Source organism: Flavobacterium sp. UM26 (assembly GCF_057922445.1).
The window spans coordinates 60,935-74,443 of the sequence record NZ_JBVHCY010000003.1 but is presented as its reverse complement, the minus strand read 5'-3'; the positions used below and the strand labels follow the sequence as shown (position 1 = coordinate 74,443).

General features: G+C 33.4%; 14 protein-coding genes. 10 read left to right on the top strand and 4 right to left on the bottom strand.

Annotated elements, in window-relative coordinates; genetic code table 11:
* Positions 1-13: 13 nt before the first annotated feature.
* Positions 14-1,360: a DEAD/DEAH box helicase gene (locus ACZ1AQ_RS04750; protein WP_489631801.1), complete on the bottom strand. Its 1,347-nt coding sequence runs from the start codon at positions 1,358-1,360 to the stop codon at positions 14-16.
* 113 nt (positions 1,361-1,473) lie between these two features.
* On the opposite strand from ACZ1AQ_RS04750, the gene ACZ1AQ_RS04745 reads away from it, so the two are divergent.
* Positions 1,474-3,201, top strand: coding sequence for a M14 family metallopeptidase (locus ACZ1AQ_RS04745; protein ID WP_489631800.1), 1,728 nt, complete (start codon positions 1,474-1,476; stop codon positions 3,199-3,201).
* Between the two features lie 17 nt (positions 3,202-3,218).
* Here ACZ1AQ_RS04745 and ACZ1AQ_RS04740 read toward each other — a convergent pair whose 3' ends face one another.
* Positions 3,219-3,818, bottom strand: coding sequence for an NUDIX hydrolase (locus ACZ1AQ_RS04740; RefSeq protein ID WP_489631799.1), 600 nt, complete (start codon positions 3,816-3,818; stop codon positions 3,219-3,221).
* Between the two features lie 7 nt (positions 3,819-3,825).
* Here ACZ1AQ_RS04740 and pyrE point away from each other — a divergent pair, with 7 nt between their 5' ends.
* Both pyrE and ACZ1AQ_RS04730 read left to right on the top strand, forming a co-directional pair.
* Positions 3,826-4,473: an orotate phosphoribosyltransferase gene (pyrE, locus tag ACZ1AQ_RS04735; RefSeq protein WP_489631798.1), complete on the top strand. Its 648-nt coding sequence runs from the start codon at positions 3,826-3,828 to the stop codon at positions 4,471-4,473.
* Between the two features lie 20 nt (positions 4,474-4,493).
* Complete coding sequence (locus ACZ1AQ_RS04730; protein WP_489631797.1) at positions 4,494-4,886, top strand: SRPBCC family protein; 393 nt, start codon at positions 4,494-4,496, stop codon at positions 4,884-4,886.
* 52 nt (positions 4,887-4,938) lie between these two features.
* Here ACZ1AQ_RS04730 and ACZ1AQ_RS04725 read toward each other — a convergent pair whose 3' ends face one another.
* Positions 4,939-5,688 (bottom strand): biotin--[acetyl-CoA-carboxylase] ligase, encoded by a 750-nt coding sequence (locus tag ACZ1AQ_RS04725; RefSeq protein WP_489631796.1) that lies wholly within the window; start codon positions 5,686-5,688, stop codon positions 4,939-4,941.
* 74 nt (positions 5,689-5,762) lie between these two features.
* Here ACZ1AQ_RS04725 and rsfS point away from each other — a divergent pair, with 74 nt between their 5' ends.
* The 7 genes from rsfS (at position 5,763) to ACZ1AQ_RS04690 (ending at position 11,382) form a co-directional block, all read left to right on the top strand.
* Positions 5,763-6,134: a ribosome silencing factor gene (gene rsfS, locus ACZ1AQ_RS04720; RefSeq protein ID WP_064714671.1), complete on the top strand. Its 372-nt coding sequence runs from the start codon at positions 5,763-5,765 to the stop codon at positions 6,132-6,134.
* Between the two features lie 16 nt (positions 6,135-6,150).
* Positions 6,151-8,076 (top strand): ATP-dependent zinc metalloprotease FtsH, encoded by a 1,926-nt coding sequence (ftsH, locus tag ACZ1AQ_RS04715; RefSeq protein ID WP_489631795.1) that lies wholly within the window; start codon positions 6,151-6,153, stop codon positions 8,074-8,076.
* Between the two features lie 116 nt (positions 8,077-8,192).
* The gene (locus ACZ1AQ_RS04710) at positions 8,193-8,789 is read left to right on the top strand and encodes a lactate utilization protein B/C (RefSeq protein WP_489631794.1); all 597 of its coding nucleotides are present in this window, start codon (positions 8,193-8,195) and stop codon (positions 8,787-8,789) included.
* A 2-nt stretch (positions 8,790-8,791) separates the two neighbouring features.
* A complete protein-coding gene (locus ACZ1AQ_RS04705) occupies positions 8,792-9,682 on the top strand; it encodes a phosphatidate cytidylyltransferase (protein ID WP_489631793.1) in 891 nt (296 codons plus the stop codon).
* The gene (locus ACZ1AQ_RS04700; RefSeq protein ID WP_489631792.1) at positions 9,672-10,325 is read left to right on the top strand and encodes a phosphatidylserine decarboxylase family protein; all 654 of its coding nucleotides are present in this window, start codon (positions 9,672-9,674) and stop codon (positions 10,323-10,325) included. The genes ACZ1AQ_RS04705 and ACZ1AQ_RS04700 overlap by 11 nt, the downstream gene beginning before the upstream one ends.
* Positions 10,325-10,603 (top strand): acyl-CoA-binding protein, encoded by a 279-nt coding sequence (locus ACZ1AQ_RS04695; protein ID WP_489631791.1) that lies wholly within the window; start codon positions 10,325-10,327, stop codon positions 10,601-10,603. Before ACZ1AQ_RS04700 ends, ACZ1AQ_RS04695 begins: the two co-directional genes overlap by 1 nt.
* Complete coding sequence (locus tag ACZ1AQ_RS04690; protein WP_489631790.1) at positions 10,600-11,382, top strand: superoxide dismutase; 783 nt, start codon at positions 10,600-10,602, stop codon at positions 11,380-11,382. The genes ACZ1AQ_RS04695 and ACZ1AQ_RS04690 overlap by 4 nt, the downstream gene beginning before the upstream one ends.
* A gap of 103 nt (positions 11,383-11,485) precedes the next feature.
* Here the strand turns inward: ACZ1AQ_RS04690 and ACZ1AQ_RS04685 are convergent, their stop codons facing one another.
* On the bottom strand, positions 11,486-13,357 hold the full coding sequence (locus ACZ1AQ_RS04685; protein WP_489631789.1) for an alpha-amylase family protein: 1,872 nt from the start codon (positions 13,355-13,357) through the stop codon (positions 11,486-11,488).
* Between the last annotated feature and the right edge of the window lie 152 nt (positions 13,358-13,509).

Below are 13,509 nucleotides of genomic sequence, written 5' to 3'. Positions count from 1 at the left end.
ACCGTTTAAAGGATCAATCTTCTTCTCTTTTTATCACTTTTCGAGCAACCTCAATTTTGAATTTCTTTCCTTTCATTTTTTCATTTTGTACTAAGCAAAGCAAATCTTTTACTTTATTGTATTTTACGGCAGCAAAAGAGATAAAATCTTTCACTTCAATCAAGCCTAAGTCCCCTTTTTCTAGCTTCCCTTTTTGAGAAAAGAAACCAACAATATCAATCTTATTGAGTTTATTTTTTTTCCCCCCACTTATGTAAATAGTCTGAAATTTAGGAGGTTTTGGTAAAACTACATTAGAACTTACTTCCAAAACAGGCATACTATAATCAATATAATCTAGCTTCTTTTCACTTTCATTTACAATAATATAAGCAGTTCCCGAAGCCAACATACGCGCGGTTCTACCATTTCTATGTGTAAATTCTTCCTCCTTCAAAGGCAAATGATAATGAATTACATGTTTCATTTCTGGAATATCCAATCCACGAGCAGCCAAATCGGTAGTAATTAAGTAACTCATACTTCCGTTTCTAAACTGAATCAGAGCACGTTCTCGTTCTTCTTGATCCATACCACCATGATAGTAAGTCGAATAAATCCCTTTTTCATTCAAGGTATCACTGATGCGCTCAGCAGCATCTCGATGGTTACAAAAAACAATCGCGGCTTCAGATTTCAAAGAGCATATCAACTGAAATAAGGTCATCAATTTATCCTTCTCTTTAGAAATAACCATTTGCAAGGAAAGATTGTTCTCCTCTTTGGCTTCTGGAATAAAATCCAATACCAAAGGATTGACCACTCGAGTATATTTAGGAATTTCAATGCCAGAAGTAGCTGAAACCAAAACTCGTTTGTTGAGTTTTGATAATTTCCCAATTACAAAAGACATTTGTTCATGAAACCCGAGTTGCAAGGACTTGTCAAATTCATCCAAAACGAGGGTCTGAATTTTGTCCAAACGAAAAGTTCCTCTATCGATATGATCAGCAATTCTTCCAGGCGTTCCAATTAAAACAGCTGGTGGGTTACTTAAATTTTTGATTTCGGTATCTATTGAATGTCCACCATAACACACATTAACCTTGTAACCGGTGCTCATTTTTTTCCATACTTGTTCAATTTGTAAACCCAATTCACGTGAGGGAACTAAGATTAAACATTGTACCGAAAGAATTTCAGGTTGCAACAGCTCAAAAATAGGCAATAAAAAAGCCAATGTTTTTCCTGATCCCGTAGGCGAAAGTAACAAGACATTGTTTTCATTGATTATCGCATCATGCGATACTTCTTGCATCTCATTTAAGGCTGAAATCCCTAAACTATCAAGAATTGGTTTAAAATTATGTGGTATATTCATGGTGCAAAAGTAATTAAAATAGTTGGCTATGCCTATTCTCATCAGTTGACAAAGCGATGATCGAAATAAAATAGAAATAAGTATATTTGATTTTTTCTCAAAAACACAAAACCATGAAGTTTATTACCAGCCTACTTTTACTACTTTCATTTTCTATTTTGGCCCAAAAAAACAACAAATACGATACTTTTTTCGAAAAAGGAAATGGAAACCAATCGGCTACTTACGAAGAAACCATTCGATATTACCAACTTTTAGCCGATGATTTCGCTACTATCAAAATCATAGAGATGGGTTTGACCGATAGCGGCAAACCTTTACACATTGTCATTTTCAATCCCGAAAAAGAATTCGATTTAAAAAAAATCACTACTACTAAAGCCGTAATCCTTATTAATAATGGAATTCATGCCGGAGAGCCGGATGGTATAGATGCCAGTATGCAATTATACAGAGATTTGGCACTAGGTAAAATTAAAGCACCAAAAAACACTGTTTTAGTATGTATTCCAGTGTATAACATAGGAGGTGCTTTGAATAGAAATTCAACTTCACGTGCTAATCAAAATGGTCCAGAAGAATATGGATTTAGAGGCAATGCCAGAAACTATGATTTGAATCGTGATTTTATAAAATCCGACACCAGAAACACCAAAAGTTTTGTTGAAATTTTCCGATTGACTAATCCCGATGTATTTATTGACAATCATGTGAGTAATGGCTCGGATTATCAGTATAAATTGACATACATCATGACACAACACAACAAACTAGGAACTGTTTTGGGGAATTATTTAAATGAAGAAATGATGCCTGCTATTGTAAATGATTTACAAAAAAAGAAAATAGAAAGCACTCCCTATGTCAATACTTTCTCCGACACACCCGATAAAGGTTTTGGTCAGTTTTTCGAAAGTCCACGTTTTGCAACTGGCTATACTTCTCTCTTCAATACTATCGGATTTGTTGTTGAAACACATATGCTAAAAAATTATGCCGATAGAGTTAAAGTAACTTATGAATACATGCGTTCAGCTATAGATTATACGGATGCTAATTATCAAAAAATCAAAAGGCTTCGCGTTGAGAATGAAGCGCAATACGCACCCAACAAAAAATACACTATCAAATGGGAATTGGATACCACAAAAAAAACCACAATCCCTTTCTTAGGTTTTGAAGCAAGCTACAAAAAAAGCGACGCTACTACTGGTAATCGTTTATTTTATGACCGTACAAAACCCTACAAAAAAGAAGTCCCTTTTATCAAAGAATTCAAAGCAGTAAAAGAAATTGAAATCCCAAAATATTATGTTATTCCACAAGGCTTCTGGCCAGTTATTGATGTATTAAAACACAACGGAATCAACATGAAAGCAATAGAAAGCGATACCCTAATAACCGTTGAGCGGTATCGAATTGCCGATTTTAAAACCACACCCAATGCATACGAAGGTCATTATTTACACAGAAATACCACGGTAAAAGCTACCACTGAAAAAGTTGCCTTCAGAAAAGGCGATTTTTTAATAGCTACGCAACAAAAAGGAGTAAAATACCTTTTAGAAACCTTGGAACCTGAAGGCGTCGATTCCTTTTTCAATTGGAATTTCTTTGACACATTATTACAACAAAAAGAAGGTTATTCTGATTATGTTTTTGAAGATACTGCCGTTCAACTACTAAAAGAAAACGCGACGCTTAAATCCGAATTTGAAGCTTTGAAAGCAAAAGATGCTGCTTTTAATAAAAATCCAGAAGCACAATTAGATTGGATATATAAGCATTCGCCATACTATGAAAAAGCACACCTTAATTACCCTATTTATCGGGTTTTATAACAACAAAAAAGCTCCTTCTATAGGAGCTTTTCTTCTTCAAATAAGAGTTTTATGTTTTCATAAGAGTTCGTCAAGGCTTCTTTGATTTGCTCGGGATTTAACCAAGCTACTTTTTCAATTCCTTCTTCCAACTGTCCCTCAGGCGTCCCTTCAAACTTAGATTGCATCTCAAACCAATGGGTGACTTTGAGTTTATATTTCCCATTGCGCTTAAAAACATGATAGGTTTTTTGTAATTTTCTAGTAATCGATAATTTATTAACCCCTGTTTCTTCCTCAACCTCTCGCATGGCAGTTACTTCTATTCCTTCTCCTTTTTCTATTCCACCTTTAGGCAAATCCCATTTTCCGTTTCTAAAAATAAATAAAACCTCCCCTTTTTTATTATAAACAAGCCCTCCTCCTGCTTTACAAACTGGAATTTTAGCTTTTAAAGTCTTCATTATCTCCTTTTCGTCTGGATGATACAAATAGGCTTTTTGGATTTTATTCTGAAATATTTTGACTATAACACGCTCTACATCAATACTCTCCAAAAGAAACAATTCAAAATCAGTTTCTTTAGAAATTTGATTTGTCAAAAAAAGTGGTTTGTCGTTAACAAAAACTTTATACATTTGTATTATGATTTTTAATAAAGATACTGCCGAAAAAACAGCCGAATTGCTTTTGCAAATAAATGCAATTAAATTGAATCCCGGAAATCCTTTTACATGGGCTTCGGGCTGGAAATCTCCTATCTATTGTGATAATCGTCTAATTCTTTCATTCCCAGCAATAAGAAATTATGTCAGAGACGAGTTTTCTAAGCACATAGAAAAAAAATTTGGAAAACCTGATGTAATTGCTGGTGTAGCAACTGGTGCCATTGGTATTGGTATGCTTGTAGCAGAAAGCATGGGACTTCCTTTTGTTTATGTACGACCAGAGCCTAAAAAACATGGTAGACAAAACCAAATTGAAGGTTTTTTACAAAAAGGTCAAAGTGTGGTAATTGTAGAAGACTTAATTAGTACTGGCGGAAGTAGCTTACAAGCCTTCGAAGCGCTAAAAGAAGCTGGTGCTATTGTAAAAGGAATGGCTGCAATTTTTACTTATGGATTTGATGTTTCAGAAGAGAATTTCAAAAAGGCCAATTTAGACTTGTATACCTTGAGTAATTATCAAAATCTTCTCAACTTGGCTTTAGCTAAACAATACATTACAGAAAAAGAAGAAAGTACCTTAAGAGAATGGAATGCCTCTCCTTCTACATGGGGAACTTCAAAATAATACAATTTAACATATAAAAAATGAATTTAGAAAGCCCTAAAGTTGCTGTATCAAAGTCTGCCCAAGAATTATTTGATTTATTGACAGATGTCAGAAACTTTGAAAAATTAATGCCTGAAAACATCGCTAAATTTGAAGTAATTGGCGAAGATGCTTTTATTTTTGGATTAAAAGGAATGCCTGAAATCAAACTAAAAATGAAAGAAAAAGTTGCTCCAAACAAAGTAGTTCTTGGCGCAGCAAGTGATAAATTACCTTTCACACTTACAGCTTCAATTGATGCCGTTTCTGACAACAACAGCGAAGTAAAACTAGATTTTATTGGCGAATTCAACCCAATGATGGCTATGATGATTAAAGGCCCTATCGGTAAATTTATAGAAACCTTAGCTACAAATATGACCAAATTGTAAATCATATTTAAAACACTATAAAAATGGCAAAAATTAATTTTTGCCATTTTTTTTAATACAACATCTGTATTTCTTTTATATCAAACTCTGCAATAGTATCGTCTTCCAAAAGCACTTGTAACTTTCCTATTGTAGAAACCCCCTGAATAATACCCATAAAATGCAAACCTTTTTCATCTGCAAAGGGCATTGGAATCCCCTTTTTAAATAACAGCTCTGAATAATCATTCCAAAAAAGAAGTTCATTTTCCTTCCAAATCACAATTTTTTGTTTAAAAGTATCAACAATCAATTGCAACAACAATTCTCTATCGAATTCGACTTCACATACTAAAGACAAAGAAGTTGCCTTTGGTAAATCAATAAAATTGGTTTGATTGACATTTAGTCCTAAACCAATAATCGACTCTATACTTCCATCACTTTTAATGCTGTTTTCAATCAAAATGCCACCAATTTTTTTATTGTATGACATTATGTCGTTTGGCCATTTGATACTTAATTCAGGAACCTTATAGCTATTTAAGGCATCAATAACTGCCAAAGAAAAGACAATATTCAAATGAAATAACTCATTAATATCCTTAAAAACATCTTTTAGCAAAACACTCATTATCAAATTTCTACCTGTCTCAGACTCCCATTTCTGCCCCATTTGGCCTTTCCCTTTTGTTTGCGTTTCTGCGGTAACTACAGTAAAATTAACCGTTTCAGGAAGAACAGAAATACCTTTAAGGAAATCATTTGTAGAATCTATGGCATCGAGTTTGATTAACTTCATGAGCTGTTTTTTGAAAAACATAATTTAATATTATGTTAAGGTTCAAAAATAATCACAAAAAATGGTAACTTTACAAACTTATATAAAAATAATTCATGGCGAAAAAGACTATTAATAATGATGTTTTGTTAGCAAATATCATCAAAGGAATCGAAGAGGTAAAAGGAAATGATATTGATATTCTTGATTTAAGAGAAATTGACACTGCCGTATGTGATTATTTCATAATTTGCAACGGTACATCTAACACACAGGTAAATGCAATTGTCAATTCTATTCAAAAAACGGTATCTAAAGAACTTAAAGATAAACCTTGGCATGTTGAAGGAACTGACAATGCAGAATGGGTATTGATGGATTATGTGAATATTGTGGTTCATGTATTTCAAAAACATATTCGTGAATACTACAACATTGAAAGTCTTTGGGGAGATGCCAAAATAACAACTATCGAAAATAAATACTAAAGAAACTTAACGTCTAATGGCTAAAGAGAATAATCCAAATTCCAATAAATTTAAAATAAGTCCTTGGTTAATTTACGCGGCGATACTTATCATTTTTCTATTAATAAACTTTGCAACCGGAGGTTCTAGCTTACAAGAAGCCTCACAATTGACATCTTCTAAATTCAATGATTATTTAGAAAAAGGACAAATAGAAAAAGTTATCGTTTACAATAAATCTGAAGCAGAAGTATTCTTGAATGCAGCTGCTTTAAAAGAAGCTACCCATCAAAAAGTAGCTAAAGATGTATTTGACAGACCCAACAAAGGACCTCATTATACTTTAGAAATTGGTAATGATCAAATTTTTCAAACCAAATTAGAAAAAGCGGTTAAAGAAGGAAAACTAAAAGATTTCAACTTTTTACAAAAAAACAATTGGTCTGACATTCTAATTAGCTTACTTCCAATTATCATTATTATTGGAGTATGGATTTTCATTATGCGAAAAATGTCTGGTGGAGGAGCTGGAGGTGGCGGACAGATTTTCAATATTGGAAAATCTAAAGCCAAATTATTCGACGAAAAAACAGATATTAAAACTACTTTTAAAGATGTTGCTGGATTAGAAGGAGCCAAAGAAGAAATTCAAGAAATCGTTGAATTCTTAAAAAACCCAGAAAAATACACCAACCTTGGTGGTAAAATTCCAAAAGGAGCTTTATTGGTAGGACCTCCAGGAACTGGAAAAACTCTTTTAGCTAAAGCTGTCGCAGGCGAAGCACAAGTACCTTTCTTCTCCTTATCAGGTTCTGATTTTGTGGAAATGTTTGTAGGTGTAGGTGCTTCACGTGTACGTGATTTATTCAAACAAGCCAAAGAAAAATCACCAGCAATTATTTTTATTGACGAGATTGACGCAGTTGGTAGAGCTAGAGGAAAAAGCAATATGTCTGGCGGAAATGACGAACGCGAAAACACATTGAATCAACTTTTAACAGAAATGGATGGTTTTGGCACCAACTCCAACGTAATTGTTTTGGCAGCTACTAACAGAGCCGATGTGTTAGACAAAGCCTTAATGCGTGCAGGACGTTTTGACAGACAAATTTTTGTTGATTTACCAGATATACGTGAGAGAGCAGAAATCTTTGCGGTTCACTTAGCTCCAATTAAAAAAGTTGAAGGATTAGACTTAGATTTCCTTGCAAAACAAACTCCTGGTTTCTCTGGTGCTGATATCGCAAATGTTTGTAACGAAGCAGCACTTATCGCGGCACGTAACAACAAAACTGCTGTAGATCGTCAAGACTTTTTAGATGCCGTAGATAGAATCATTGGTGGTTTAGAGAAGAAAAACAAAATCATCACGCCTGATGAAAAAAGAGCTATAGCCATACACGAAGCGGGTCACGCCACAGTTAGTTGGATGCTAGAACATGCTGCACCACTAATCAAAGTAACTATTGTGCCTCGTGGTCAAAGTTTAGGAGCTGCTTGGTATTTACCAGAAGAAAGACAAATCGTTAGAACAGACCAAATGTTAGACGAAATGTGTGCAACCATGGGGGGTAGGGCTGCTGAGAAAGTAACCTTTGATAGAATTTCTACTGGTGCCTTGAGTGATTTAGAAAAAGTAACTCGACAAGCTAGAGCAATGGTAACTATATATGGATTAAACGATAAAATAGGGAATGTAACGTATTATGATTCTACAGGTCAAAATGAGTATGGCTTTTCAAAACCATATTCTGAAGACACTGCTAAAATTATTGATGCTGAAATTTCAGAATTAATAGAAGGTCAATATCAAAGAGCAATCAAAATATTAGAAGAAAATAAAGATAAGCTCAACCAATTGGCAGATATTTTGATTGAAAAAGAAGTGATTTTCAAAGATGACTTGGAAGCAATTTTTGGAAAACGTACTTTCGATCAAAATCTTGAGGAAACCGTTTCATAGAAAACAAAAACTTATATAAGCTTTTTTTTAAAATCTTAATTCAAAATCAACTTTTGAATTAAGATTTTTTTATCTTTGACCGATTTCCAATAGATTATTAAGAATAGTAACCCAATATGAGTCTTTTCAGAAAATTTTTTAGTTCTGGTCAAACAAATTCAGATGAAGAAAAAGAGGTGAATAAAATCTCTTTTGAGCAAAACATCCCTATTGATGAACAGTTTATCTTTAATTTTAAAAGGAACGGTGGAAAATTTCTGTATTGTGACTCAATAGCCGAGGTAAAAGAACAATTCGAAAATATTTTAGAAGAAAACGATTGGTTTGAAAGCGAGGCCTTATGCTTCGAACCAACATTATTCCCAATGCTTAAAGAAAATAATATATTTTTCGAAAAACCTCAAAACCCAAAATTTTTATTGGCGACTTGCGAAAATTTAGTTTCTGACGAAGGTTCTATTTCGTTTTCCTCTAACCAAATCAAGCAAAAAAAACCAAATGAATTACCAGTAAACATGGTAATAATTGCTTATACTAGTCAAATCATTCCTGGCAAAAGCGAAATTCTTAGTGCAATCAAAAACAAGTACAAAAAAGAATATCCTAGTAATATTACAACCATAAAATATTTCGAAAAAGCTCAGGAAGAAGATTTTACTCAGTATGGAAGTGCTGCCAAAAATTTATACCTTATACTACTAGAGGATCTATAATAATGAATGAAACGCTTAAACGATCCCTATCTGGAGCAGTATACATTTTCTTATTACTAGCTTCGATACTGTATTCTACTGAAAGTTTTTTTATACTATTTGGTATTTTTTTGACAATTGCTTTATTTGAATTCTGTTCATTAGTACAATTAAAAGCTATACTACCTACCTTGTTCGGCTTATTAATTTACACTACCGTAACTTTGATAAGTCATTACAATACCGAAACTACTGGATTTATTAATAGAGCATTTCAGTCACAAATAGATTTAACTATAAATATTCAGCAGCTAGATTTAATCTTATTAGCCGTAACACTTGTAGTTTCTATAAAATGCATTCTTTTTTTGTTTTATGATTCTGTTCAAAAAGTTAGCACTTCCTCAAAATACCTCTACTTGCTAGGTTATATTACTTTACCTTTTATTTTTATTACAAAAATTTCTTTTGGAATAAATGATTACAATCCAAAAATCATTATCGGATTATTCATTTTGATTTGGACCAATGATACGTTTGCATACATCGTAGGGAAATCAATGGGTAAACACAAATTATTTGAAAAAATTTCACCTAAGAAAACAATTGAGGGATTCCTTGGCGGTATTGCGTTTGCAGTATTTGCTGGTTATTTAATTTCTAAATTATATATAGAACCTAAACCTGAATTTAGTCAAAAATCGATAGTGATCTGGACATCAATTGCTTTAATTGTTGGTGTTATGGGAACAATTGGAGACTTGATCGAATCCAAATTCAAACGAATTGCAGAAGTAAAAGACAGCGGAAGTATTATGCCTGGACACGGAGGCATTCTAGATCGACTAGATAGTGTTATATTTGTAGCGCCAATTATATTTTTATTTTACCAAATTTTAAATTATGTTTCATAAAGAAGGAACCCCGAGCATTTTATTAGGAACTACTTTCACAGCAGTAGTATTGTTATTGTCTGATTATTTTATTGAAACAAATTGGATTAAAATGGCGATTCAAATTGCTACTTTGGTGTTTTTGATTATCATATTGCAGTTTTTCAGAAATCCAAAACGCACTATGATTTTGAATGAAAATCATATTTTATCGCCGGTAGACGGAAAAGTTGTAGTAATTGAAGAGGTTTACGAGGGAGAATATTTTAAAGACAAACGCTTACAGGTTTCTATTTTCATGTCTCCAATCAACGTACACGTAACAAGATACGCCATTAGTGGTATTGTTAAATTCAGCAAGTATCACCCTGGTAAATTTCTTGTAGCATGGCATCCAAAAGCCAGTGAAGAAAACGAAAGAACGACAATAGTTGTTGAAAATGAAACTTTTGGAGCTATTTTATACCGCCAAATTGCAGGAGCATTAGCAAAAAGAATTGTTAATTATGCACAAGAAGGCATGCAAGTTATTCAAGGAACGGATGCAGGTTTTATAAAATTTGGCTCAAGAGTAGATTTATTTTTACCTTTGGGAACCCCTATTAATGTTGAGTTGAATCAAAAAGCTGTAGGAGGTAAAACCATCATTGCAACCAAGGCATAATGACCAACGAAGAGTTAGACATGCAGTTTCAAGAAGCTTTTGACAAAGCTTCGAATATGACACAACCATTACCACCAGATGTAATGTTGCGTTTGTATGCCTATTACAAACAAGCTACTTTTGGCACTTCTAATTACAATAGAAATGACAATAATTTTGATTTAAGAAATGCATTCAAAACTAATGCATGGATTCAGATTAGTCATTTAACTCAAGAAGAAGCCAAAACACTTTACATAGAAACCGTAAACGAATTATTAAAAAATAGTGAATCATGAGAAATTCTTTCTTTTTAACAACTTCTTTTTTATTCGTTTTTTTGTTGACTAGTTGTAATAAAAAAGAACTAGTTGAAGTAGTTGAAGTACCTCTTCCAGCTGCAGAACAAAAAATCACCATAGGCAATCCAGAGGATGTAAAAGCAGATGACGGATCTTTTCAAATAGAAACCCTTCCATATAAATATGATGCTTTAGCTCCATCTATTTCGGCCTTAGCACTAGAACTTCATTATTCAAAGCATTACTTAACATACACCAATAATTTAAATAAAGCCATAAAAGGAACTCCTCTAGAAAACTTAACCATTGAAGAAGTTCTAAATAAACTAGATATCAATAATGCTGATATGCGAAATAACGCAGGCGGATATTATAATCACAGCCTTTTTTGGAAAATAATGGGACCAAAGGGAGGTGGTGTTCCAAAAGATACATTGGCTGGAGCCATCACTAAAGACTTTGGGTCTTTTGAAAATTTTGAAAAACAATTTAAAAACACCGCTTCAAAGCATTTTGGTTCGGGTTGGGTTTGGTTGGTTGTAGATCGCGAAGGAAAACTCCAAATCACTAGCACCCAAAATCAAGACAATCCATTAATGCCTTTAGTTCCAGTAGTTGGATATCACGGGAAACCTATTTTAGCATTAGATATTTGGGAGCATTCGTATTATATTGATTACCAATACAAACGAAAAAATTATATCGATGCCTTTTTTAATGTGATTAATTGGAATAAAGTCAACGAAAATTATCAGGCCACCTTTAAGAAAAAATAAATTACATTTAGTAAGTGAAAATCTATTCGATTAGAGCTTACAAATCAACTCCACAAAAAATGCTCCTATTACGGAGCATTTTTTTATGAAACAATACTAACTTTTATTGCAATTTTAAAATGAAAGATTCTGACGGAGCGATAGCTATTGAAGCCCTACCCTCTCCATTGGTCACTTTTAATTCTGTTTTGTATTTACCATATAATTGATCTACAAGAGTATACGTGCCGTCTTTTACATTCCATTTTTCAAGTAAATCAGCTGGAACTCTCATCTCATAACTACTAGCTGTAGTCGAAGAAAAGTTAGCTACTACAATCAATTGCTCATCCTTTGACCAACGTGCAAAAGTGTACAAATCTTTATCATATCCTTGAACTATATTTCTATTAGCACCTTGAATTTCTTGATAAGCTCCCATCAAAGCAGAACTTTTTAATGAAAAATTTAAAAGACGTTTATAAAAATCTCGCAATTCTTTTTCGCTTGAAGATAATTGACCTCCATCGAATTTACCATTATTCATCCAACGCTGATGATGGGGCACTCCAATATAATCAAAAATAGATGTTCTAGAATGCGTTCCAAATCCGGCGTCTTCTTTACCAGGTTCTCCTACTTCTTGACCGAAATAAATCATAGTAGGTGAAGAACTCAAACTAGTTGAAACCACCATTAAAGGCTTTCCTCTTTCGCCACTACCAGCAAATTCAGGACTAGCCAGACGTTGTTCATCATGATTGTCTAAGAAATGCAACATATGATGTTCGATATCCATCATGTTATATTGAATTCCCGAAATTTCATCAGGCCAAGATCTACCTTGAATTACGTCTTTTAATTTATCATAAGTTTCAACTTTGTCGTACAAATAATCCATTTTACCCAAATGAATATAATTTCTGTATTCTCTTGGATTGTATACTTCTGCCATTAAAAAAGAATCTGGATTGGCCATTTTAATTGCTGAGTTCATATAGCTCCAAAATTCGTAAGGCACCATCTCGGCCATGTCATAACGAAATCCATCAACACCTTTTGCTATCCAATACAGGGCAATATCTTTGAATTTCACCCATGAATTTGGTACATTTTTATCTGCCCAAAAAGCAAAATGTTCTTTATAATCTTTTTTATCAAAACCAGCTGGAAGTTCAGGAAAATCTTTTCCTCCATCAGGACGAATACCGTAATTAACTTTTACCGTTTCGTACCAATCATTCTTGTCGGGTTTTGCCATTCTGGAGCCGTTCCCTGTCCATTTTGCAGGAAATTCATCAAATTTTCCATCTGACAATGGATGATTTTCACCATTGAGCGGTTTCGGAGCATCTGGAACTTCAAAACGAGTATTAGGAATGTAATAAAAATTGTTATCTCTTTTGTATTCTACGCTAACATCGTCATCTGCACCAAAATCTTTAACTCCTTTTGGATTGCTTTTTCCTTCATATTTTCTTGCAATGTGGTTAGGAACAATATCAATAATTACCTTCATTCCTGCCTTGTGCGTTCTTGCAATCAATGCTTCAAATTCGGCTAATCTATTGGCAGGATTGACTGCCAAATCTGGATTTACATTATAATAATCCTTAACTGCATAAGGTGATCCCGCTCTACCCTTTACTACATCAGGATCGTCATTAGAAATACCATAAGCTGTATAATCTCGAATCAAAGCATGATGTGGTACTCCCGTGTACCAAATATGAGTTACTCCTAAATCTTTAATTTCATTCAAAGCTTTATCTGTAAAATCATTGAATTTACCTACTCCGTTTTCTTCAATTGTTCCCCAAGGTTTATTGGTTGTGTTGGTATTCCCAAATAAACGAGTAAATACCTGATATACTACCTTTTTGTGTTCTTCAGTAGTTGCTTTCTTTTCTGAATTCATTTTTACATCTTTTGTTTTGCATCCCGTTGCTAGCACCAGAGCGCCTGCAAAGAAAATTAAGGCTATTTTTTTAATCATGATAGATAAATTTTACTATTTCCTCATAATTATGAAAAATGAAGAAATAACTATTCGAATTTATAAATTTACAAAAAAAGACCTAAAAATATGCCGTTTTAATATTACCTTTAGAATTACTTCTCTTTGTTTTACACTACTACAACGTGAGA